Origin of the sequence: Bacteroides sp. 11BF, assembly GCF_019633765.1 — a bacterium.
GTDB classification, from domain to species: domain Bacteria; phylum Bacteroidota; class Bacteroidia; order Bacteroidales; family Bacteroidaceae; genus Bacteroides; species Bacteroides hominis.
On sequence record NZ_JAFKPJ010000002.1, the window covers coordinates 198,382 to 223,237 of the forward strand.

Consider the following 24,856-nt stretch of genomic DNA (forward strand, 5'->3'; position numbering starts at 1 on the left):
AAAAAAAGCGGAGGTAGAAAACCTCCGCTTTGCTATTCGTGCTATTCTTTACGATTCTTTTTTGTTTAATAACATTCAGCTTTTCATTTTGTTTTTGCTTCTTCGTCCTTGTGTTTAGGCTCCTTTTTAGCCAACAAGACAATGTTATAAACGTACTCTGACATCCATTGTTCCGAGAATCCGAGACGTTCTTTGTATTGACGTACAGCCGCTGCCGTTTTGTGTACGTCATCTGCTTTCCATACCGTTTTGGTACATACATCATGTACTGTTTTTTCTGTCATGGAGCGCAGGGCCTTTTTAAATATGGCCGGCATACGGAATTTCCATTGCATCAGGTTACCCATCAGCATCATCAGGTCGCTTGAGAATCCCTGATACATGAAAAGGTATGCTTGTACATCGTTTTGCGTACGGCAGTTTTTTTTGATAGATGTGTCTATCTCTTTAAAGAATGATTCACTGATGCCGTAATCCTGCATCAGCATCTTGCGGGATGCCGATTTCTCGGCTAATCCTAACTTACCTCCTTGCGTGGCTACTTTGAACAAACGTTTGAAGTTGGCTACATCCGGCAGGAAGCGGATATTTGTGATACCCAAATTTACTGCAATTACAGATTGAAAATATACACGTGTCAGTGATACGAAGTCTTCGACATTGCCCACTACTTTTGCGTCAGCGTCGGCTTGTTTCTTGAATAAGTTAGCGAATATGCTCATAAGTCATTTGGTCAATTTATAGATTGAGGCTGCAAATTTACTAAATAACTTGTTAAATTGCTACAGATTATATGGATAACATCTATTCTTTTTGAGGTACTTTACCAACATTCGATGTCCTGCTCTATGTCTTTCATTTTGTTTTTGGTGAATACCGGACTTTGGATGCCCGCTTTCTTCTGTTCACGATAGTCCTGCAATAAGCGGAAAGCATATTTTCCGAGGAAGGAAATTGCTATCAGGTTGCAGACAGCCATTAATCCCATGGTAATATCTGCCAGTCCCCATACGAAGTCGAGTGTGGACATGGCACCTACCCATACCATGGCGCCTACCAATATCCGGTAGAGGTATACCACCCATCTCCTGTGGGTAAGATAGCGGATGTTTGCTTCACCGTAATAATAATTTCCAATGATACTGCTGAACGCAAAAAAGAAGAGAGCGATTGCCACAAAAATACCTCCGAGGCTCCCTATTTCATTGTTCAGTGCATGCTGGGTAAGTTGCACTCCATTGGTCGAACCGTCGAGCGGAGCACCACTGAAAAGAATGATAAATGCCGTACACGAACAGATGATAAGTGTATCTGTAAAAACTCCTAAAGTCTGGATCAGGCCCTGCTTGACGGGATGTGACACGTATGCTGTGGCGGCTGCATTGGGTGCGGAACCCATACCGGCTTCATTGCTGAACAGGCCCCGTTTGATGCCTTGCATCAGAGCAGCTCCCATACCGCCTCCCAAAGCTTGTTGCCAACCAAAAGCATGACTGATGATGGTTTCGATAACACCTGGCAGATGCGTGATGTTCAGGAGTACAATGACCAGTGCCAGCCCTACATATCCCAGTGCCATAATGGGGACAATGATGCTGCTTACTTTGGCGATGCGCTGGATGCCTCCGAAGATGATCAATAAAGTGAGTCCGGTCAGGATGATTCCCATCGGTATGTGGTTGATGCCGAATGCATGCTCTACGGCCGCACAAATGGTATTACTCTGTACCGAATTGAAAGCGAAACCGAAAGTAATGGTAATTAGTATGGCAAAAAGAATTCCCATCCATGGCTTCTTCAATCCCTTCTTCATGTAATAAGCAGGACCTCCTATAAATGATTCCTTTCCTTTTTCTTTATATAACTGTGCAAGGGTAGATTCGACAAAAGCACTTGATGCTCCTAACAAGGCAATGATCCACATCCAGAATATCGCACCCGGTCCGCCTACGGCAATAGCTGTAGCTACGCCTGCAAGATTTCCTGTCCCGACACGACTTGCCAGTGATATGGCGAAAGCCTGGAATGAAGAAATATGTTTTTCTCCGTTCTCCTCTTTTCCGCCGGAATCTTTCAGAAGACGTACCATTTCGCCAATCATCCGGAATTGTACGAAACGGGTTTTAAGCGTGAACCAAACGGCGCACCCCAACAGCATTGCGATAAGGATGTAGGTCCATAATATATCGTTAATCAGATCCATATCTTTGTTAATTAAATCATCGGTGCATTGTTCTATGGTTCATCCGGCCGATACGTAGTTGAACCATCGTTTTAATAATGTTGATAATCAGTAGATTATATTTACCTGCTTTTTCCTCGGTATGTAAATCCATTTACTTCGGCGTGTAAAAGCATTTACCTCGGCATGTAAATCCATTTACCTCGGTATGTAAAAGCATTTACCTCGGCATGTAAATGGAACTGGCATTCAAGGCAACAGATGCTCTCCCTTAGGGTACGCGTCAAAACACCGTATTCTCCGGCCCCCCCCTTCTATTTCAGTCGGAAGTAGAATTTGTGGTTTTCGAATATTGGTTCCACAATGTCGAACCGGATCAACTTAGCCAATAAATGCTCTGCGGCCCGTCGGGAAATACCTGCTTGCCGGCAATAGCGATTCAGTGAGAGTGAGGTGTTTTTTTCCAGTAAGTCGAGTAATAGCTGTTCTCGTTCGGTATATTGGATCAGTTCACCTGCCGGATTTCCACTTTGCTGCCAAATGCGCAGATGTACCGGAGTAGCCAGGATATTCTCGTCTTTAATGCGGATATATGCCAGTGGTTTACCGGTTTCATCCTTGGCATAAACAGGCTTGTTCTCACTTTCCTCTATTTGTACGACTAATACAGAACGTCCTTCGACGTGAAATGTTTGCATGGAATAATGCACTTTCGGCTGACAGTAAAGTTGGGCAGCTGCTTCTATCATGTATTTTTCTTCGTCCGAACGTACACCGGCAATTTTCCCATTGTCTTTTACTCCGATCAACAACCGTCCTCCATCGGTGTTGGCAAAGGCCGACAGCGTTTTGGCAATCTTGCGGGCATCGGATATTTCAAATTTAAAGTCTTGTTGCTGATGCTCCCCTTCGGCTATCAATGCGTGTATGTAATCAGTATCTGTAAGCGGTTTCATGCTTGCAAAAGTAGATAAAAAAGACTAAACCTCATTTTTTTGCCGATTTTTAGCCGATAATTTCAAAAAAAATATCGTTTTTATGCGTTTATTTCGGGAAAGGATGTATTTTTGCCCATCATTATTAACGAAGAAATAAATAAGGATTATGAAAGAATTAGTAGAAAAGATTGCTACTTTGGTAGCTGAGTTCAACAAAGATGCAAATGCTCAGATCGAAAATGGTAACAAAGCTGCAGGAACTCGTGCCCGTAAAGCTTCATTGGAAATCGAAAAAGCAATGAAAGAATTCCGTAAAGTATCTTTAGAAGAATCAAAGAAGTAATCTTACGAATAGAAGAAAATGAAAAGCCGGTCTCAGTTTTATGACCGGCTTTTTTATTTTACAGAAACTAAACTTGTATCTATTGGCAGAAATAGTAAATTAGCAGGTATCCTCTTTTTTGCAGATACTGTTTCCTCTTTTATTTCTGAGGTAAAAGTTTCAAGTATTCTCCATATCCTTCTTCCTGCATTTTCTCTTTGGGGATGAAGCGTAAGGATGCACTGTTGATACAATAGCGCAATCCTCCTTTGTCTTTGGGACCATCGGTGAAAACATGTCCCAGATGTGCGTCTCCCGTTTTACTCCGTACCTCCGTCCGCACCATTCCGTGTGATGTATCCGCCTTTTCTTTCACTGACTCTTTTTCGATCGGTTTGGTGAAGCTGGGCCAACCACATCCGGAATCGAACTTATCTGTTGAAATAAAAAGGGGCTCTCCGGTGGTGATATCTACGTAGATGCCATCTCGTTTTTCATTCCAGTATTCGTTATGGAAGGCTGGTTCGGTTGCATTCTTTTGTGTGACGGCATATTGTTCGGCTGTCAGCTTGTTGCGAAGTGTGGCATCATCCGGCTTTTTATAACTTGCCTGTGGTGTTTCGGCACCCTGTGCATTGGCCTTCTTTGCCAATTCAAAGAGTGCCGGATTTATGTGGCAGTATCCTCCGGGATTCTTATCCAGATAATCCTGATGGTATTCCTCTGCTTTATAGAAATTGGACAAAGGCTTCACTTCCACTATAATAGGTTTAGAGTATTCTTTGGCCAATTCACCGATGGCGCTCCGGATTGCAGGCAGATCTGCTTCGTCCGTATAATAGATACCAGTGCGGTATTGTGTTCCACGGTCATTTCCCTGGCGGTTCAGGCTTGTGGGATCAATCGTTTTAAAAAACAGGTCAATCAGAAGTTTCAGTGACACTTCTTGTGGGTTATAGTCCACTTTAACGGTTTCCGCAAAATTGGTTTTCCCTGTACATACCTGTTGGTAGGTTGGGTTGGCAATGTTTCCATTGGCATATCCGGTCTGGGTTGACTTTACTCCTCTGATTTGTTTCAGGAAATGTTCAGTTCCCCAAAAGCAGCCGCCCGCAAAATATATCTCACTCTGATTTTTCATACTTTTTTTCTCCTGTTTTTGTTGATAAATCCATTGTACGCCTTGTGCATAGCCGGTATAAATGATACCTGCCAATAGCACGACAAATATAGTGAACTTCTTTTTCATAATCCTTGGTCTCTTTTATAAATAACAAATGAACATCAATTTCTGATTATTAAGAACTGTTGTATCCTTCCATAAAGTGGTTAAAAAGAGATTATCTTTTGTTCTTTCAAGGGATTGTGCTTACTTTTGGCATAAACATTCTCTTGCTTTGCAGCAGAAAAAGAGTTCAGTATGGCAAAACAACAATTCAATAAACTAATTTGGCTGGTGGATACGATCTTTCGGAACGGACCTGTGACATTCGCCGAAATCAACCGTCGCTGGCGGGCGGGAGACGGTAGCCGTGTGGATATTCCTTTGCGGACTTTCCACAACCATCGACAAGCTATCGAGGAGATGTTCGACATCAACATTGAATGCGATAAGCGGGATAATACCTATTATATAGCAGATGCCGAGGGTATGTTGGGCGATAAGTTGAAGATGTGGTTACTGAATAGTTTTTCATTAAACAATGTACTGCAAGAAAATGTAGATATGAAGAACCGGATTGTGTTTGAAGAAGTTCCTTCAGGAATACAATTTATGGATACCATTATCAATGCTATGCGTAGCGGGAATGTGCTTGTTATGGAATATCAGGCATATAATTGGGAGCAATCCAAGAGTGTATTGCTTGAACCTTATTTCCTGAAACTTTTTCGGCACCGTTGGTACCTGGTAGGAGTGAATCGGGAATATAAGGCTTTCCGTTCTTATTCTCTCGACCGGGTCAGGGAGATCAGCCTTTCAGAAGATACTTTCAGTTTTCCGCGTAAATTCACTCCCCAAGATCATTTCCGCAATAGTTTTGGTATTATTCGAGATGAGAGTCTGGTTCCTCAGCGCACAGTACTTAGAGCCACAATTTCGCAGGCACCATATCTGAGAAACCTTCCTTTACACTCCAGTCAGAAGGAAATTGCTGTTACCGAGAATTACGTTGATTTTGAGTTGTATATATCACATACGTATGATTTTGTACAGGAGTTGTTGTCTAAGGGAGCGGCATTGGAGGTGTTGGAGCCCCAGTCATTAAGGGATACGATAAAAGATGAGATAAGAAATATGCAAACCCTTTATCACTTATGAATGCGAATGTACTTGAAAAACTGAAGATACTGGCAGAGTCGGCCAAGTATGATGTTTCTTGTGCTTCCAGTGGTACGGTGCGCTCCAACAAACCCGGCATGTTGGGCAATACTGTGGGAGGCTGGGGTATCTGCCATAGTTTTGCGGAAGACGGTCGCTGCATTTCGCTATTAAAGGTGATGCTCACCAACTATTGTATATATGATTGTGCTTATTGCATCAATCGGAGAAGTAACGACTTGCCCAGAGCTACGCTTTCCGTATCCGAACTGGTAGATCTGACGATTGAGTTTTATCGCCGGAATTATATTGAAGGACTGTTTTTAAGCTCTGGTGTGGTGCGTAACCCTGACTATACCATGGAGCGTCTGGTACGTGTGGCAAAAGATTTGCGTGAAGTGCACCGTTTTAATGGATATATCCACTTGAAAAGCATTCCCGGAGCCAGCCGTGAACTGGTGAATGAAGCCGGGCGTTATGCCGACCGCCTGAGTGTGAATGTGGAGATACCTAAAGAAGAGAATCTGAAACTGCTGGCTCCGGAAAAAGATCATAAGAGCGTGTTTGCACCGATGCTTTATATCCAGCAAGGGGTACTGGAGAGTAGTGAAGAACGGAAAAAGTTTCGCTATGCTCCTCGTTTTGCTCCGGCAGGGCAGAGTACACAAATGATTGTCGGTGCCACAGCCGAAACTGATAAGGATATCCTTTTTCTCTCTTCGGCTCTTTACCAACGCCCTACGATGAAACGGGTTTATTACTCCGGTTATGTATCAGTGAATACATACGATACCCGTTTGCCGGCACTTAAGCAACCTCCTCTGGTACGCGAAAACCGCCTTTATCAGGCGGATTGGCTGATGCGTTTTTATCAGTTTAAGGTTGATGAAATTGTGGATGATGCTTATCCCGATCTTGATTTGGAGATAGATCCCAAGTTGTCTTGGGCGTTGCGTCATCCGGAACAGTTTCCTGTCGATATCAATAGAGCGGATTATGAAATGATACTCCGTGTTCCGGGAATAGGAGTGAAATCAGCTAAATTGATTGTTGCTTCTCGCCGCTACTCAAAGTTGGGATATTATCAACTTAAAAAGATAGGTGTGGTCATGAAAAAAGCACAATACTTTATTACTTGCAGTGAATTGCCTGTACGGACAGTGAATGAGATGACGCCACAGACCGTACGCAGCCTGTTGCTGCCTAAGCCTGTTAGGAAAAAGACGGATGAAAATCAGTTGTCGTTTGTTTTTTCCGATTGAGATTGTTATGACTCTTTTTATTTACGATAAAACGCTTGATGGCTTGTTGACAGCAGTATTTGATGCTTATTACCGCAAGACTTTCCCCGATGTTTTACTTACGGATGGGGAGGCGTTGCCACTTTTTTATGATGAAGTTTTTACGGTTATTACCGATGACGAAAAGGCAGGACGTGTCTGGCGGGGATTGCAAAAAAAAGTATCGGCGTCTGCACTTTCGGCCATTACCTGGTGTTGGCTGTCGGAATTGCCCGAGGTGGGTTTACTCCTGTTCCGGTACATCCGTAAAGCCATTGATTCCCCTGTATCCATTGAAACGAATTTTGGTGATCCGGATGTACTTGCCCTTTCCAGGATATGGAAACGAGTGGATTGGGAGCGGCTGCGTATGTTGCAGTTCGTACGCTTTCAGAAAGCAGCGGATGGCACTTTCTTTGCTGCTTTTGAACCTCAGCACAACGCATTACCATTGACGGTTGCTCACTTTAAAGATCGGTTTGCCGATCAGCGGTGGCTGATTTATGATATGAAACGGCGTTATGGGTTTTATTATGACCTGCATACAGTGGAAGAGGTGACGTTTGATCAGGATACCCCAGCTGCCCACCTGGTTACCGGTATGCTCGACGAAAGTCTGATGGATAAAGACGAAAAACTGTTTCAGCAGCTTTGGAAGACTTATTTTAAATCTATCACGATCAGAGAGAGGCTGAATCCCCGGAAACACAAGCAAGATATGCCGGTACGTTATTGGAAGTATATCACTGAGAAGCAGAAATGACCTTATTCAATCCGTTCTACTGTCACCTCGGGAAACTCCTGTATCAATGATAATAAATGCCCTTCGTCATTGTTCCGTTTGGACTTAATGACCATAGTCACCTGATAAGTTTCTATTCCTCCGTGTTCTTGCTTATCCATCTGATACGACACTATCAGATAATCCTTGGAGTTAAAACGGTCCGCTATTCCTTTCAATACTTGTTTATTGTCGGTGGAGAATGTAATCATCGAACTTTTCATCCCTATACTTTTGAACAAGTAGCTTAATACTTCAAGACCCACGAGAGTCAGTACCATGGCGGCAATGCCTATAACGTACATGCCCGCACCTACTGCCAGACCGATTCCCGCTGTCGCCCAGATACCGGCCGCTGTGGTCAGTCCCCGCACTATCTGTTTTTGGAAGATAATTGTTCCGGCACCGATGAAGCCAATGCCACTTACTACCTGCGCCGCTACACGACTTGGGTCGAGCGTAACACTATCCTCTTTTATTATCTCTTGAAAGCCATATTGGGAAACGATCATTATCAGTGCACTTCCCAGTGAAACCAGGAAGTGTGTGCGATAGCCGGCTTCCTTGGCACGGTATTCTCTATCCAGACCGATGACGGCACCCAAGATGCCGGCAACCAATAATCTTAATACAAAATCGAAGTTCAACATTATACGAAAATCTCCTCTCTGTCTTTATTCCAATAATTTATTCGTAACCTAAAGATACGATTGTTTTTAGAAATAACGTATATTCGCAGCTAAAAGATTATTTCTTTCGGAAAGACTATATATTCAGTACTGCATAAAACTTAAAACACACAATGAATAAAAGACTTTTTTATTTGATTGGCTTTGCTATAATATTGGCAGTTGAAATCATAATCGGTATGTATGTTCACGATCGTTTTGTACGTCCTTATATGGGTGATGCATTGGTTGTTGTGTTGATTTATTGCTTTATACGGATTTTTATTCCGAAAGGTTTATCTCAATTACCTTTCTATGTATTTGCTTTTGCCTGTTTTATTGAGGTTCTTCAGTACTTCCAGTTAGTCGATGTGTTGGGAATAACGAACCCTGTGACCCGTATTATACTTGGGTCTACTTTCGATTTGAAAGATATAGTCAGTTATGCCGGCGGATATGTATTTATTCTGTTGGTGGAACGTTTTTGGGGTAAGAAAGGAAAATAAGAACAGTTTTTCTGCTTGTTTTGTAAATTCTTTGAAATAAGTAGGCTTCGTTTATAAATTATTATGTAATTTTGCTGCATGTTATTGTTTGAGTGTGAACTAATTAATCTTGTTTGTCATGAGTCAAGAGAATCCTTCTTCCAAATTGGATGTGGAGTTTATTTATTTGCCTGTCGTCAATTATTCCATGCAGCAAAACCGGATACCTGTTGTACGGTTGTTTTCTATCAAAAATAATACGGAACATCCACTTGCGGATTTAAAGGTATCTTTGATTTTTGAGCCTGAGTTTGCAGCAGCTTCACCTGTGATGATAGAAAGGTTATCTCCCGGTGAAATGATCAAAATAACTACATTGAACCTACTTTTGGATCCTTCTTTTTTCATTCGGCAAACCGAACGTTTTTCCGGTGCTATCGGATTGATTGTTTCTTGTGATGAAGAAGTAGTCTTCCAAAGTAAATATCCCATTGATATATTGGCCTTCGATCAGTGGGGAGGTATTCAGGTGTTGCCCGAACTTTTGTCGGCGTTTGTGGTTCCCAATCATCCCATACTTACAGGAATTATTTCTCGTACAGCATCCATTCTGAAAGAGTGGTCAGGTAGCTCCTCGTTGGATGCTTATCAGAGTTGTAATCCTAATAGGGTAAAGATACAATTAGCTGCTTTGTACGAGGCTGTTAAGGAGCAGCACATTGCTTATTGTACACCTCCTGCCAGTTTTGGAGATGCCGGGCAGAGAATCAGACTTTCGGATAATGTGCTTTCCGGCAAATTGGGAACTTGCCTGGATATGTCCTTATTGTATGCTTCGTGTGCCGAAGCTATGGGATTGCATCCATTACTGGTAGTTATTCAGGGACATGCTTTGGTGGGATGCTGGCTGATTGACGGAACATTTCCTGATGCGGTGAATGATGATCCTTCGCTGTTGACAAAACGAACTGCAGACGGGATCAACGAAATTATTTTGCTGGAAGCTACCTGCATGAACGATGGAAAAAATGTGACTTTCGATGCAGCAGTCGGATTGGCTAATGGTAAAATGTTAGCGGTGAACGATTTTATTTGTTTTATTGATGTGGCACGTAGCCGTTTTGCCCATATCCTGCCTTTGCCTCAGAGGATAATGCATGGGAAAGCATGGAGCGTAAATCCGGAGATGATTCAGACACCGGAAGACGAGTCGCATGTCAGTTACAGCAATGCCCCGGAAGAGATTAAGCAATATGATTGGGGAAATCAGGACTGTTACGTGGAAGTCACCAAACAACTTTTATGGGAGAGAAAGTTATTGGACTTGAGTCTCCGTAATAATTTTCTGAACCTTCGCATTACCCGAAATGCTCTTCAGGTGATTTCGGCGGATGTGGATAAGATGGAGGATGCTTTTTCTGACGGAACGGAATTTCAGATCTTGGGCAAACCCTCTGACTGGGATAATCCATTGTATGATTTCGGACTTTATGGAGCTTTGACGGAATCTGATCCGATGCTCGGTTTGATTAAGCAGGAATTGACACAGAAAAGATTGAGAACCTATTTGAACGAACAGGATCTGAAAAAGTCGCTTACTTATTTATACCGTTCTTCCAGAGTAGCTCTGGAGGAGAATGGGGCAAACACCTTATATCTTGCTCTGGGCTTGTTGAGATGGTATGAAACCGAACATAGTGAGCGTCCCCGCTATGCACCTATCTTGCTGCTTCCTGTTGAGATGATTCGCAAGTCTGTGTCCAAAGGGTACATCATCCGTGCCCGTGAAGAAGAGAGTATGCTCAATATCACTCTGTTGGAGATGCTGAGACAAAACTTCGGCATTACTATTTCCGGACTCGAATCGTTGCCGAAAGATGAGAATGGTGCCGATGTGAAACGTGTCTTTTCTATTTTCAGGAAGGCAGTGATGAATGAGAAACGCTGGGATGTGGAAGAACAGGCTATTTTGGGTACTTTTTCGTTCAGTAAGTTCATTATGTGGAATGACATTCATTCAAATGCTGAAGAGTTAAGTAAAAATAAGATAGTCGGGAGCCTGATGAGTGGTAAAATGGAGTGGGAGGTTGCAGATGTCGATGCCAGTGCCATAGAGCTGGACCACACTTTGACGCCTGCTGATATTGCTCTGCCTGTCAGTGCGGATTCATCGCAGCTTGAAGCGGTTTATGAAGCTGTGAGTGAAAAGAGTTTCATTTTACACGGCCCCCCCGGAACCGGTAAGTCGCAAACCATTACGAACATTATAGCCAATGCATTGTATCAAGGCAAACGGGTGTTGTTTGTGGCCGAAAAGATGGCTGCACTTTCTGTGGTACAAAAAAGGCTTACAAATATTGGCTTGGCTCCTTTTTGTCTGGAATTACATTCCAATAAAGCACGTAAAACAGATGTGCTCAGACAGTTAAAAGAGTCAACAGAGATTTTCCGGTATAAAGAACCGGAAGAGTTTAAGGAAGAGTCGGAGAGACTGTTTAAAATGCGTCAGCAGATCAATGGATATGTAGAGGCGCTGCACCGGGTATATCCTTGCGGTATTTCCGTTTATGAAGCGGTCACACGTTACAGTTCTATTGACGAAAAAGAAGAAATAATGATACCCGCTTTTCTGCTTACCACATTGACCAAAGAACAGTTGAACGAGTGGAACCATGCTGTGGAAGAATTGGTGGGAGTTGGAAAAGTAAGCGGACATTCTTATCATCATCCCCTCACCGGAATTAATATAAAGGAGTACTCTTCGCAACTGAAAGAGGAAACGGATAAGCTTTTGAAAGAGTATATAACTCTTTTACAGGTGATGGAGAAAAAGGTGGAAAAGTGCTTTTCAATATATGGAATAGGTAATAAATATACGGAGAAGTTGTTGGAGAGTCTGGTTCGGTTTATTCGTATCTTAATGCAACTTCCGGGTATGACTGCCAATTTGGTATTGATGACCGAGCCAAATGAGAATGTTGAAAAGATACGCCGTATCATTGAACATGGGCGAAAAAGGGATGCTGTCTACAGTTTGCTGAAACAATCGTTTGAAGATGCTTTTTTTACTTTTCCAGCACAGCAAAAGTTGGCGGAGTGGAAAGAGATTACACAAAGTTGGTTCCTTCCCCGTTGGCTGAAGCAACGTAAGTTCTGTAAAGAGATGTCTCTATTTTCGTTGCAAGGGCGTATAGGCAAAGAACAGGTATTTCCGGTATTGCAGCAATTGCTTTCTTATCAGCAAGAAAAGCAGGAAGTGGACAGCAAAAGCAGTTGGCTGCAGAATTTGTTTGGTGCTAAGGCCCATTCAGGCGAAGAGCAGTGGGCTGATATAGAAGCGATGAGTGAGGGACTGCTTCAGTTGAACAGATTGTTGATGGGATTAGCCGAAGATGCGTCATCAGTACGCTTGGTTAAGGAGAAGTTGGCAGAACAGCTTTCAGAAGGCTATTCTTCATTCCGGCAAATGAACAAGGAACAACTTGAGGGAGTGGTACAGGACTGGGAACGTGAAAAGCAATTGGAGGAATCGATGCTGCAACTGCTGGGTGTTTCCAAAGAGGTGCTTCATGTCAGTGAAGACAATTGGCTGGCGGGAGCGTTACATCAGTGTGAAATTTGGGCAAAGAACACGGATAAATTGAAGGACTGGTATCGTTGGCTGAATGTGTCCTGTCGGTTCGAAGCTTGTGGCTTGGAGTCCGTATTTACAGCGTATACGGAGCGTAACCTGCCTACTGAACGGATGATGAATATTTACTTGAAAGGATTTTATCGTAGTTTTACGGAATATGCCATTGGTACGGAACAGGTACTGCAGTTCTTTAGTGGAGAGTTGTTCAATGACAGCATTCTCCGTTTTCGTGAACTGAATGAACAGTATCAGGAATTGATAAAGAAAGAACTTTATGCAAAATTGGCTTCTAACATTCCATCGTTTGTGTATGCGGCTGCCCAAAGTTCGGAAGTGGGAATTTTGCAGAAGTGTATCCGTAGTAATGGGCGTGGGGTACCTATCCGTAAACTGTTTGATTCTATCCCTAATTTATTGTCACGCATGTGCCCATGTATGCTGATGAGTCCTATGTCTGTAGCGCAATATATTGATGTGAACCATGATAAGTTCGATTTGGTTGTATTTGATGAAGCTTCCCAAATGCCTACATGCGAAGCTGTTGGTGCCATTGCCCGTGGAAACCATGTGGTCGTTGTAGGTGACCCGAAGCAGATGCCGCCAACCAGTTTCTTCACCAGTAACTCTGTAGATGAAGAGCATATCGAGATGGAAGATCTGGAAAGTATCCTGGATGATTGTCTGGCTTTGTCTATGCCTTCCAAATATTTGTTATGGCATTATCGCAGCAAACATGAGAGCCTGATTGCTTTTAGTAATTCACAGTATTATGATAATAAATTGTTGACTTTTCCGTCTCCTGACGATCTGGCTGCAAAAGTTACGCTGGTATCTGTTGAGGGATATTATGATAAAGGAAAAAGCCGGCAGAATCAAGCTGAGGCACAGGCTGTAGTCGACGAGATTGTTCGTAGGCTTTCCGATCCGGAGTTGAGTCGTCAAAGTATTGGAGTGGTAACATTCAGTTCTGTACAGCAGACTCTGATTGAAGATATGTTGTCGGATGTTGTTATGCAAAATGCCGATTTGGAGAATCTTGCTTTTAACCGTGAAGAACCTGTTTTCATTAAGAATCTGGAGAATGTACAGGGAGATGAACGGGATGTTATTTTGTTTTCAGTAGGTTATGGTCCGGATATCAACGGACGGGTCAGCCTTAATTTTGGTCCGCTGAACCGTGATGGTGGTGAACGTCGTTTGAATGTAGCGGTGTCTCGTGCCCGGTATGAGATGAAAGTCTTTTCTACATTAAAGGCTGATCAGATTGACCTGAAAAAAACATCTTCCGTAGGAGTGGCAGGTTTGAAATACTTCCTCGAATATGCCGGTAAAGGCACCGGTGTTTTGAATCACTCTAATGCAATGGCGTCCGAAAGTATCGATATCGGTACACTGGTGGCCTCAAAGCTTCGTGAGAGAGGGTATCAGGTAAAAACTAAAATCGGATGTTCCGGATTCCGGGTAGATGTAGGTGTTGTCGATCCGGATAATTCTTCCCGTTATTTGCTCGGAATTTTGTGTGACGGTGAAAATTATCGGGCTGCGAAGACTGCCCGGGATCGGGAAATTGTGCAAAGTAGTGTATTGAAGATGCTGGGATGGAATATCTGTAAGGTATGGACAATGGACTGGTGGGAAAATTCACAAAAAGTGATTGACCGTATAGAGGGAGAATTGGAGAAAGCACGTTGCAGTAAATCGGAGATTCCGGCATCGGTTTCTCTTCCTGTTCCTGTATTGAATCAAGGGCAGAATGCCGGATTACTATGTAGTGCACAACCTTGTTTGGTAAACGTTCCGGAACAGGTGATTCGGGAGGGAGTAAAGTCTGTGGAATCGGAGATCTATGAAATAGCTTCTTTGGTTTCAGTGAATCTTTCTTCCTGGGACTTTATGATGCCTCGACGAGAACCCCGTATCAGAAAACAGTTGGATGAAATTATGCGTACAGAAGCGCCTATCAGTCGTTCATTGTTGAGTAACAGAATTTTCAGTGCTTATGGAATTCTTCGTAAAACAGCCCGTTTGATTGCCTGGATGGATGATATATTGAGTAGAACCCCTTATTACAAGCAAGAAGTTGACGGACTGACTTTTTATTGGAATACGAAAGAGGAAGCAGAGGCATATACTAAATTTCGTCTTGATTCCAAACGGGAGGTGGCAGATTTACCTCCACGTGAGGTGGCCAATGCAGCTCTGAGTATATTGGAACAACAAATAGCTTTACCTTTGACTGACTTAATGAAAATAACTGCCCAATTATTAGGCTATGCCCGTTTCGGACTGAATGTGGAGACTGCTATGCGTAGGGGAGTCCAGATGTTGTTGGACAGGGAAGAGGCTAAAATTGAAGGTGACAAGATACTTATGAAGTAGTCCGGCGCGGTCCGTTAGTCTGGGATTCTTGTTGGGGTGCTTCTTCGTTTTTTAGTTTATGTCCGCAATATTTACAATATGTTGCATTCTCTTCATGCCCCGTTTTGTGACAGTTGGGACATTGCAAATCTTTAAGTTTTTTGTATTCCTTCATCATAGATACAGAGACGATACCTGTGGGTACGGCAATAATAGTGTAGCCGATCAGCATAACGCAGGCGGATAGGAATTTGCCGAGGGCGGTAGCGGGGGTGATGTCTCCATAACCGACGGTGGTCATGGTGACGATGCCCCAGTAAATACTGTTCGGGATGTTATTGAATTGTGTATTGGGCTGAGTTCCCTCGATCATGTACATCAGCGTACCGATGGCGACGACGAGGATGACGACAAAGAGAAAAAAAACGGCTATCTTTTTACTACTTTCTTTGAGTGAGGTGAGCAATCGTTCGCCTTCAAGCCAGAAGTTAAAGAGCTTGAAGATACGGAATACCCGTATGATGCGGAAAGCACGGATGATAAGCAAGTAACGCGCGCTGGGCAGAAAGAAGGCAAGATAGAGCGGTAACGTAGCGAGCAGGTCGATGATACCGAAAAAACTGAAGATGTATTTCCGTGGTTGAGGCGAACAGTAAATACGGGTGACGTATTCAAAAGTGAAGAAAGCCGTAAAAAGGTATTCGAGTACGATGAACGGAGTCGAAAGCCAGGAAGGAAGACCTTGCAGGCTTTCGATAATGGCGAGCAGAATACTCAACAGAATACATATGATAAGGGCTACATCGAATGCCTTCCCTGCGGGTGTGTCGGATTCGAAAATAATGACGTACAACTTACGCTTCAGAGCCTGGTTGTGCAGAAAACGATAGAGCCAAGAATCACTTTTCAATGTGTTAATATGTTAATGTAACTGCCAGAGTCAATTATTAATCAATTACCCATTTCCGTTCGTATGGAACGGTCTTTTTCGGGTCATAATTCATACCTTCTTGTGTGGGTATATGGATAACGTATTTCTTTCCGGTTTTGTTTTTCAGTGAAGAGCCGCGTAACCAGGGATTAGCATCACGTAATTGGGCATAGGTGATGCCTTGTTGCTGTGCAAAGTCGCTCAGGTCACTGATTTCGGTATTTATCGTCACTTCTTTGTAAGGAATGACGGGATAGAGATGCTCCCGTTTCAACAAGAAGCCGAAGCGTTGCGGGTTGCCGAATACCTCTTTCACGGCCAGCAGGCGGAACATATAGCGGGAAGTCTCTTCTACCAGCCAGAGGTCCATGGCATGATCAGCCAGCTGCTTGTCCAGTTGTGAAGAAATGCGTCCCTGTCCGGCATTATAGGCAGCGGAAACGGCCATCCAGTCACCATATTTGGCATAAGCCTGCTTAAAATAGCGACAGGCGGCTGCAGTGGCTTTCTCGATGTGGTAGCGTTCGTCTACGTTATCGTTGACTTCGAGACCGAATTCGCGGGCGGTGGCGGGCATAAATTGCCACAGGCCGGCAGCACCTGCCGGGGAGCGTGCGATAGGGTTGAGACTGCTTTCTATCACCATCAGATATTTGAAGTCGTCGGGGATACCGTTGGCTTTCAATAGTGGTTCGATGATGGGGAAGTAGCGGTTGGCGCGTTTCAACATCAGCATGGTGGTGGAGTGCATATAAGTGAATGACATCATTTCACGGTCCATACGTTCACGTCGGTCGTAACGACGGAGGTCGATGGTGTCGCCATCGAAGATTGCTTGTTCGGGGACGGTAGGCGGAGTGACACAGTATGGTACTTCCGATTGTACAGAATGTTGCTCGCTGAGGCAAGTGCTCCCCACGAGGACAGGAATACTGATACCGGCGCCCAAGGCGAGGGCAGTAGTGAAGATATAGTTGATAGATATATGTTTCATGACAGTTTTTTTATTAGTTGGTGGGGTAAAGATAACCAAAAGGATTAAACCAAAAAGGATATTCATACGTTAATTATATGTAACGGGGCTCGGAAGTGTCGATCCCGATACTTATTTTCGCAACCTCAAAAACGCGCATGAAGAAGTTCATATTAATCATCCTTACGTTATTATATGCTGTGGTGTCATCAGGCATTACAGTCAACGTTCATTACTGCATGGGCCGTATGGCAGATGTGGAATGGGGGAGTGTATCTGCTTGCACCATGTGTGGACAGAAGAAGACTTCGGATTGTTGTAAGGATGAGGCACATTACATCAAGCTGGCGGTAGATCAGGACGTGAGCCATGTGGTGGTGACGAACCTGGTACCTGTGGTGACAGAACTGTTACCGGTGCTCTATGCAGAATTTCTGTCGTTGGAGGTGGAAGATACCTGCCAGAGTTTTATTGCTTTTGATTCTCCACCCAAGCAAACGGGAGTTCCTCTGTTTGTTTATCATTGTACTTATTTGATTTAGTATTCACTTTACTTCCTTTCCGGAGAGAAGAAAAGAAGTTATTCCCCTCTGATTTTCAATGTGGGACAGGAATTGGTATACCCTTTTGATGTATTTCATTAGGGAATATCCTATTTTCTGGGACATTCTGTCAGGGATTCCCATATCCTTTTGGGCATTCCAAGTGTTTACTATTATACAATAAATATCTTTCTATATGATCAACAAAATAATCCGTTATTTCCTCGAAAACAGGGTAATAACCATGCTCCTGCTGGCGCTGGTCGTGGTCTGGGGAGTCTCTACCGCACCCTTCAACTGGCATGGGGGCATCGTGCCGAGAAACCCGATCCCGGTGGATGCCATCCCCGACATCGGTGATAACCAGCAGATTGTGGCCACGGAATGGATGGGACGTTCGCCCAAGGACATCCAAGACCAGATTACGTACCCGCTCACCACCTCGCTGCTGGGCATACCGGGAGTGAAAACCATCCGTAGCTCGTCCATGTTCGGGATGTCGTTTATCTACATCATCTTTGAGGATGATATCGAGTTCTACTGGAGCCGTTCGCGCATTCTGGAGAAACTGAATTCGTTGCCGCCGGGCACGCTGCCCGAGGACGTGCAGCCTACGCTGGGCCCGGACGCTACGGCGCTGGGGCAAATCTATTGGTACACGCTGGAGGGGCGCGACCCGAAAACGGGACGACCCACCGGAGGCTGGAACGCCGAGGAACTGCGGACGATACAGGACTTTTATGTGAAGTACTCATTGTCCGCCGCCGAGGGCGTGTCCGAAGTAGCATCCGCGGGCGGGTTTGTCAAGGAGTACCAGATAGAGCTGAACCCGGACGCGATGTACTCGTTCAACGTGTCGGTGATGGACGTGATGAACGCCGTGAAGAAGAGCAACCTCGACATCGGCGCCGAGACGATGGAGGTGAACAAGGTGGAATACCTGATCCGTGGGCTGGGCTACGTGAAGAATGTGGCGGACATCGAGAACACCGTCGTCACCGTCCGGGAGGGGGTGCCGGTGCGCATTTCCGATATCGCTTTCGTGAACATCGGGCCGGGCACGAGGCGCGGCGGACTGGACAAGGAAGGTGTGGAGGCCGTGGGCGGCGTGGTGATTGCCCGCTACGGGTCGAACCCATTGGAGGTGATCGACAACGTGAAGGAGAAGATTCGTGAGATGGATGCCGGTCTGCCGCAAAAGACGCTGGCGGACGGGACGGTGTCGAAGGTGACCGTCGTCCCCTTCTACGACCGGACGGGACTGATCAAGGAGACGATCGGCACGCTGGAGTCGAGCCTTTCGCACGAGATACTGATCTGTATCATCGTGATTATCGTGCTGGTGCTCAACCTGCGGGCGTCGGTGGTGATTGCGAGTATGCTGCCCATCGCGGTGCTGGCTACATTTATATTGATGCGGTACACGGGGATCGAGGCGAATATCGTGGCGCTGTCCGGTATCGCCATCGCCATCGGGGTGATGGTGGATGTGGGGGTGGTGTTCGTCGAGAGTATCATCCGGTATATGGAGATGCCGGAGAACCGGGGGATTACGAAGGGGAAGGCGCTGGCCGGACTGATATACAAGGCGGTGAGCGAGGTGTCGGGGGCAATCGCTACGGCGATGATTACGACGATTGTCAGTTTTCTGCCCGTGTTTGCCATGCAGGCGCAGGAGGGGAAGATGTTTTCGCCGTTGGCTTACACCAAGACGTACGCGCTGGCTTCGGCTTTCGTGCTGGGGCTGATCCTGTTGCCGACACTGGCTTATTTCCTCTTCTCGGTGCGGATCGACTCGAAGATGATCCGGCGGGGGATGAATTACGTGCTGATCGGGATGGGCGTCGCGCTGTGCTCTATCTACGGCAGCATCCCCGCGCTGGGGCTGACGGCGGTAGGGGTGAACAATCTGCTGGCGGGGCGCTGGAAGAATTCGAAGATAGCCAACTACGTCAACATCGCCATCGCCCTGCTCGTGGCGCTCTTCTACCTCTCCGAAGAGTGGTTGCCGATGGGCCCGGCGCGGGGGCTAACGGTGAACGTGCTCTTCGTGGCCGGTTGCGTGGCCATCATCCTGGCGATGCTCTGGGCGCTGGTCATCTTCTACGAGCGCATCCTGCGCTGGTGCCTGGCCAACCGTTGGAAGTTTATGATGATCCCCGTGGCGACGGTTGTCTGCGGGTTCTTCATCTGGCGGGGCGTCGGGCAGGAGTTCATGCCGAGCCTGAACGAAGGCTCTTTCCTGCTGATGCCTACCAGCATGCCGCATGCGGGCATCGAGCAGAACCTGGACTATGTGGAGAAACTCGACAAGCGCCTGGCCGCCATCCCGGAGGTGGAGACGGCCATCGGCAAGTGGGGGCGGGTGAACTCTGCCCTCGACCCGGCGCCGGTGCAGATGTTCGAGAATACGATCAACTACCGTCCCGAATATATCCTCGACGAGGACGGGCGGCGGGCACGTTTCCGGGTGGACGGGGACGGGGCGTTCGTGCTGAAGGACGGGGGCACGTATAATCCTGCCGACGGTTTCCGCCTCTTGCCTGCCGACAGCCTGGTGGCCGATCCCCGGGGCGACTATTTCCGCCAGTGGCGGCCGGAGATCAAGAACGCCAACGACATCTGGCAACAGATTGTCAACGTCACCCACCTGCCAGGGCTGACCTCAGCGCCGAAGCTGCAACCCATCGAGGCGCGGCTCGTGATGCTCTCCACAGGCATGCGGGCGCCGATGGGGGTGAAGGTGTACGGCCCCACGCTGGAGGACATCGAGCAGGGGGGTAAGCTGATCGAACAGGCATTGAAGTCGGCTCCGTCCGTCATCCCCTCGTCCGTGTTCTACGACCGGGCGGTGGGCGCTCCTTACCTCGAGATCAAGCTCAACCGGGAGTCAATGGCACGCTACGGTGTAGCGGTAGGCGACCTGCAAGAGGTGCTCGGAGCTGCCGTGGGAGGGATGGCGCTCACCCGCACGGTGGAAGGCCGCGAGCGTTTCCCCATCCGGCTGCGCTATGCCCGTGAGCTGCGTGACAGTCCGGAGGCGCTCTCAATGCTGCTCGTCCCCACCGCTACCGGGGCGCAAGTGCCGCTCAAGGAGTTGGCGGACATCGAATATTCGCGCGGCGCGCAGATGATCCAGAGCGAAAACACGTTTCTGGTGGGTTACGTCATCTTCGACAAGCTTTCCGGCCGTGCCGAGGTGGACGTGGTGCACGAGGCGGGGGCGATGCTCGACGCCAAGGTGAAGAGCGGCGAACTGGTGCTGCCCAAGGGCGTCTCGTATAAGTTTGCCGGGAACTACGAGCAGCAGCAGCGTGCTACGGACAGGCTGATGATTGTCGTCCCGCTGGCGCTGCTCATCGTGTTGCTGGTGCTCTACTTCCAGTTCCGCACGGTGACGGCTTCACTGATCCATTTCTCCGGCGTGTTTGTCGCCTTCGCGGGCGGGTTCATCCTACTGTGGCTCTACGGGCAACCGTGGTTCATGAATTTCAGCATCGCCGGTGAGAACATGCGGGATCTCTTCCAGATGCACCCCATCAACCTCAGCGTGGCGGTCTGGGTGGGCTTCATCGCCCTCTTCGGCGTGGCTACGGACGACGGGGTGCTGATGGGGACGTACATCCATCACGTCTTTCTGGAGCGTGACCCGAGGACCCGACACGATATCCGTGAGGCGGTGGTCGAGGCCGGATTGAAGCGTGTCCGCCCTGCGGCGATGACGACGGCGACGACGCTGATCGCGCTGCTTCCCGTGCTGACATCCACCGGAAAAGGGGCGGATATCATGGTTCCGATGGCTATCCCGACGTTTGGGGGGATGCTGATACAGTCGATGACGATGTTTGTTGTTCCGGTGCTGCAATGCTGGTGGCGTGAGGCGGTGGAGCGTAGACGGGAGAAGAAACGGAAAGGAGCATACGGTGAGTAGTACCCCCCCATAATATATAGGGGCCGAGTACCCCTCGCATATGGAGTCCGTATACTCCCCACATATGGGGGCTATATACCCCCGGGTAAGTCTCACCTTTTTGCATAATAATATTTCATAAGTAAACGATATCATATAGTAATGAACAGAAAATATAAATATCCATTGGTCATAGCAATTAATATTTTGCTTTGTCCCGCTGTTATTCCCGTTTCTGCGCGGCAATCCGCTTCACCTACCGAAGGACAGCAACCGGTCGACAGCTTGCCGGTTTATCTGGAACAGGCTGCCCGCAATAATCCGCAAGTAAATGCGGACTTCATGCTCTATAAAGCTTCATTGGAGAAGATTCCTCAGGCAGGTGCCTTTTCCGATCCCGAATTAGAGATCGGCCTTTTTATCAAACCCATGGAAACCTTGATGGGTAAACAGGTGGCCGACTTCACCCTGATGCAAATGTTCCCTTGGTTCGGTACCCGTAAAGCAGCCCGTGGCGAGGCTTCCGAGATGGCACGTATGGCCTATGAACAGTTTCGTGATACTCGCAACAACCTTTGGTATGAGGTCAAAGCCCAGTGGTATCAGCTCTGTAACCTCAATGAGCAATATCGCACGATGAAGACTAATATTCATCTTCTCCGTCAGCTTGAACAATTGGCGCTGAATCGTTTTTCCGCTTCGTCGGCACAGGCAACCTCTTTGTCTGTTTCATCATCATCTTCTTCTTCTGTTGCTGCTAAATCGATTTCCTCGATGCCACTTGCGTCAGCTTCCGGTAACGACATGGCCGGTATGGGAGGAATGGGAAATGCGGCGTCTGCCATCGCTTCTGGAACTTCAATCGGTACTTCTTCCGGTGGTATGTCTGGTATGGGTGGAGGATCGATGGGGAGTGCTGCTACCGGTAGCATGTCCGATGTTCTTCGTATCCAGATGGAACGTGCAGAACTGGAAGATAACCTTGCCACTCTTCAGTCCGCCCGTCTGACTGCTGAGGCTCGCTTTAATGCCCTGCTCAACCGGCCGTCTGATGCTCCTGTCCATGTACCTGACTCTTTGACGCAGCGTTTCTACCGCATAGATGAGCATATTCTGATCGACAGCATTCTTACACATAACCCTATGATTACTATGCTCGAGGCAGAAGGTGAAGCTTTTCGTGCCAAAGCAAAAATGGAGCGTCGTATGAGTTATCCTATGATTGGTATCGGACTGCAATACTCTTTGGTCAACAAGGTGGCCGATCCCATGGGGATGCCCGACATGAATGGTAAGGATATGGTAATGCCGATGTTAAAAATCAGCCTTCCTTTGTTCCGACGTAAATACAATGCACAACAACGGGAGAGCCATAATTACCGCGTGGCAAGTGAATTGAAGCGTGACAATATACAAAACCAGTTGCAGGCCGAATATATAAATGTCCGTCAGCAACTTGATGATGCTGCCCGTAAAGTGTTGCTCTACGAACAGCAGCACTCTTTGTCACTTTCCACGTGGCAGCTGATGGTACGTGAATTTTCCGCCGGGCGTCAGTCGTTGACTGATGTCATCCAGGTGGAACGTCAGATGCTTGATTATAAACTGAAAAAAAGTGAAGCTATAGCGGCTTATAATACTATGGTAGCGGCTATGGAAAAGCTAATAGCCCGCTGATAATATAGATATAGAACCACTAAAAACGATAACCATATGAAAAAGATATCAGATATTCTTCGTAAAAAGCAAGTACTTTATCCATTGATAGCCTTTGCCGGCTTTATCTTGGGGTGGCTTTTGTTCAGTCCTTCCTCTTCATCGGGAACTACCGAAGGGATACTGTCTGAACCTCCTATTCACGACACTCACGGAGCGTCTCATGACCTTGTACAGGACGAATCCGGTGTCTGGACCTGTTCCATGCATCCTCAGATCCGTCAGGATAAACCGGGTAAATGTCCTATCTGCGGGATGGATCTGATACCTCTCAAGAAGAATGTAGCCTCCGGAAGTGATGACGCTATTGATCCCAATGCCATTCGGATGTCCGAAGAAGCTATGGCACTTGCTGATGTCCAGACCACCCGTGTCAGCCGGAGTAATCCTGTGAAACAGGTTCGTTTGTACGGTAAGATTATTCCTGACGAACGTAGTCTTCAGTCACAGACTGCTTATGTTGGCGGACGTATCGAGCGACTTAATATTGAGTTTACCGGTGAGACTGTACGTGCGGGACAAACCCTTGCAACTCTCTATTCGCCTGAGTTATTCACTGCCCAGCAGGAATTACTTGAGGCCATCCACATGCAGCAACCTACCCTTGTGCAGGCTGCGCGTGAGAAACTTCGTCTTTGGAATCTGACAGATGCCCAGATCGATGCCATCCGCGATTCCGGTCAGGCATCTCCTATGGTAGAAATCAAATCTAATACGAGTGGTATCGTCATAGCCAAGCGTATCAATCAGGGGGACTATGTTTCACAAGGCAGTGTACTTTTTGACATAGCTAATCTCTCCCGTGTATGGGCTGTTTTCGATGCTTTTGAGGCAGACCTTCCGTTCCTTGCCAAGGGGGACCTCGTGGAATTCACTCTTTCTGCTTTTCCCGGTAAGAAGTTTTCCGGTCGCATCTCCTTTATAGATCCTATCATCAATGCTACCACCCGTACTGCCCGTGTTCGCGTGGATGTAGCTAATTCCGCTCAGGAGATGAAACCTGAAATGTATGCCACTGCCCGGGTTTCTGCCCCTTTGAAAGGTTATAAGGATCAGATTATTGTTCCCCAAACTGCCATTCTTTGGACTGGTAAGCGTGCTGTGGTCTATGTACGTCAGCCTAGTACGGATATTCCCACCTTCCTGATGCGTGAGATAACTCTTGGTCCTTCCCTGGGTGGAGCTTATGTGGTTCTCGATGGACTTTCTGATGGTGAAGAGATTGTTACTAACGGAGTTTTCTCTATTGATGCCAGTGCGCAGCTTGAGGGCAAACGCTCCATGATGAATGAGAACGGTTCGGGTACTGCTCCGATGGTCGGACATGGAGGACATAATATGTCTGGTACGCATGACAGTCATGCCGGTTCTCAGAACAATGAGCATACTATGTTCACTGTTCATGGTTCCTGCGGTATGTGCAAGGAGCGTATTGAAACAGCTGCTAAACGTGTTCCCGGTGTCCGGACCGCAGACTGGGATCAGGAAAAACAAATGATTCACTTACAGTTTGATCCATCTAAAACCTCTGTAGATGCCGTAGCCAAAGCTATTGCTAAAGTTGGTCATGATACCGATAAATACAAAGCCGATAAGGCTGTTTATGATACCTTGCCCGGTTGCTGTAAGTACCGGGATAAGTGATACTCTCTTAAAGTAAAGAACGGATGGGGCTGTGTCGAAAGTCTTTTCACCACAGATTGCACGGATTTTCACAGATTATCAATATGGATAATTAATGACTTGAAATTCACTCTGTGTCATTCTGTGGTGAGTTTCGACACACACTCATTCTTTTTATAGGATGCCTTTAACT

The 24,856-nt window shown here is 46.5% G+C and carries 17 protein-coding genes; 10 read left to right on the top strand and 7 right to left on the bottom strand.

From position 1 onward, the window contains the following. Positions 1–83: 83 nt before the first annotated feature. From JZY04_RS02630 to JZY04_RS02640, 3 genes are all read right to left on the bottom strand, one after another. Positions 84–722, bottom strand: coding sequence for a hypothetical protein (locus JZY04_RS02630; RefSeq protein WP_005808096.1), 639 nt, complete (start codon positions 720–722; stop codon positions 84–86). A gap of 101 nt (positions 723–823) precedes the next feature. Continuing rightward, positions 824–2,203: a sodium:alanine symporter family protein gene (locus JZY04_RS02635; protein ID WP_122142544.1), complete on the bottom strand. Its 1,380-nt coding sequence runs from the start codon at positions 2,201–2,203 to the stop codon at positions 824–826. A gap of 293 nt (positions 2,204–2,496) precedes the next feature. Further along, the gene (locus JZY04_RS02640) at positions 2,497–3,138 is read right to left on the bottom strand and encodes a helix-turn-helix domain-containing protein (RefSeq protein WP_005781000.1); all 642 of its coding nucleotides are present in this window, start codon (positions 3,136–3,138) and stop codon (positions 2,497–2,499) included. Between the two features lie 148 nt (positions 3,139–3,286). On the opposite strand from JZY04_RS02640, the gene JZY04_RS02645 reads away from it, so the two are divergent. Next, a complete protein-coding gene (locus JZY04_RS02645) occupies positions 3,287–3,463 on the top strand; it encodes a histone H1 (RefSeq protein WP_005780999.1) in 177 nt (58 codons plus the stop codon). A gap of 139 nt (positions 3,464–3,602) precedes the next feature. Here the strand turns inward: JZY04_RS02645 and msrB are convergent, their stop codons facing one another. Next, positions 3,603–4,691, bottom strand: coding sequence for a peptide-methionine (R)-S-oxide reductase MsrB (gene msrB / locus JZY04_RS02650; protein ID WP_122142545.1), 1,089 nt, complete (start codon positions 4,689–4,691; stop codon positions 3,603–3,605). 171 nt (positions 4,692–4,862) lie between these two features. Here msrB and JZY04_RS02655 point away from each other — a divergent pair, with 171 nt between their 5' ends. From JZY04_RS02655 to JZY04_RS02665, 3 genes are read left to right on the top strand one after another with little or no spacing between them, the layout of a single operon-like run. Continuing rightward, a complete protein-coding gene (locus JZY04_RS02655) occupies positions 4,863–5,762 on the top strand; it encodes a YafY family protein (protein WP_122142546.1) in 900 nt (299 codons plus the stop codon). Then, positions 5,759–7,024, top strand: a complete 1,266-nt coding sequence (locus JZY04_RS02660; RefSeq protein WP_005780995.1) for a putative DNA modification/repair radical SAM protein — start codon at positions 5,759–5,761, stop codon at positions 7,022–7,024. Before JZY04_RS02655 ends, JZY04_RS02660 begins: the two co-directional genes overlap by 4 nt. A 7-nt stretch (positions 7,025–7,031) precedes the next feature. Then, entirely contained in the window at positions 7,032–7,805 is a 774-nt protein-coding gene (locus JZY04_RS02665; RefSeq protein WP_032531658.1) for a TIGR03915 family putative DNA repair protein, read from the top strand. Positions 7,806–7,807: 2 nt separating this feature from the next. On the opposite strand, the gene JZY04_RS02670 is transcribed toward JZY04_RS02665, so the two are convergent. Continuing rightward, on the bottom strand, positions 7,808–8,476 hold the full coding sequence (locus JZY04_RS02670; protein ID WP_032531631.1) for an MgtC/SapB family protein: 669 nt from the start codon (positions 8,474–8,476) through the stop codon (positions 7,808–7,810). Positions 8,477–8,625: 149 nt separating this feature from the next. Here JZY04_RS02670 and JZY04_RS02675 point away from each other — a divergent pair, with 149 nt between their 5' ends. After that, positions 8,626–8,997: a DUF2809 domain-containing protein gene (locus tag JZY04_RS02675; protein ID WP_005808086.1), complete on the top strand. Its 372-nt coding sequence runs from the start codon at positions 8,626–8,628 to the stop codon at positions 8,995–8,997. A gap of 118 nt (positions 8,998–9,115) precedes the next feature. After that, a complete protein-coding gene (locus tag JZY04_RS02680) occupies positions 9,116–14,989 on the top strand; it encodes a DUF3320 domain-containing protein (RefSeq protein ID WP_122142547.1) in 5,874 nt (1,957 codons plus the stop codon). Here the strand turns inward: JZY04_RS02680 and JZY04_RS02685 are convergent. Together JZY04_RS02685 and JZY04_RS02690 are read right to left on the bottom strand one after the other, a co-directional pair. Next, on the bottom strand, positions 14,979–15,878 hold the full coding sequence (locus JZY04_RS02685) for an ion transporter (RefSeq protein WP_122142548.1): 900 nt from the start codon (positions 15,876–15,878) through the stop codon (positions 14,979–14,981). The genes JZY04_RS02680 and JZY04_RS02685 overlap by 11 nt on opposite strands. Before the next feature lie 37 nt (positions 15,879–15,915). Beyond that, positions 15,916–16,893: a lytic transglycosylase domain-containing protein gene (locus JZY04_RS02690; RefSeq protein WP_181996379.1), complete on the bottom strand. Its 978-nt coding sequence runs from the start codon at positions 16,891–16,893 to the stop codon at positions 15,916–15,918. A 137-nt stretch (positions 16,894–17,030) separates the two neighbouring features. Here JZY04_RS02690 and JZY04_RS02695 point away from each other — a divergent pair, with 137 nt between their 5' ends. The 4 genes from JZY04_RS02695 to JZY04_RS02710 all read left to right on the top strand — a co-directional run bounded on the left by JZY04_RS02695 (position 17,031) and on the right by JZY04_RS02710 (position 24,684). Beyond that, the gene (locus tag JZY04_RS02695; protein WP_250707154.1) at positions 17,031–17,414 is read left to right on the top strand and encodes a hypothetical protein; all 384 of its coding nucleotides are present in this window, start codon (positions 17,031–17,033) and stop codon (positions 17,412–17,414) included. Between the two features lie 196 nt (positions 17,415–17,610). Beyond that, positions 17,611–21,345 (top strand): efflux RND transporter permease subunit, encoded by a 3,735-nt coding sequence (locus tag JZY04_RS02700; RefSeq protein ID WP_220575423.1) that lies wholly within the window; start codon positions 17,611–17,613, stop codon positions 21,343–21,345. Positions 21,346–21,486: 141 nt separating this feature from the next. Next, positions 21,487–23,001 carry a TolC family protein gene (locus tag JZY04_RS02705; RefSeq protein WP_122142552.1) on the top strand — a complete coding sequence of 505 codons (1,515 nt, stop codon included), beginning with the start codon at positions 21,487–21,489 and terminating at the stop codon, positions 22,999–23,001. Positions 23,002–23,037: 36 nt separating this feature from the next. Further along, positions 23,038–24,684: an efflux RND transporter periplasmic adaptor subunit gene (locus tag JZY04_RS02710; protein WP_122142553.1), complete on the top strand. Its 1,647-nt coding sequence runs from the start codon at positions 23,038–23,040 to the stop codon at positions 24,682–24,684. The last annotated feature ends 172 nt before the right edge of the window (positions 24,685–24,856 follow it).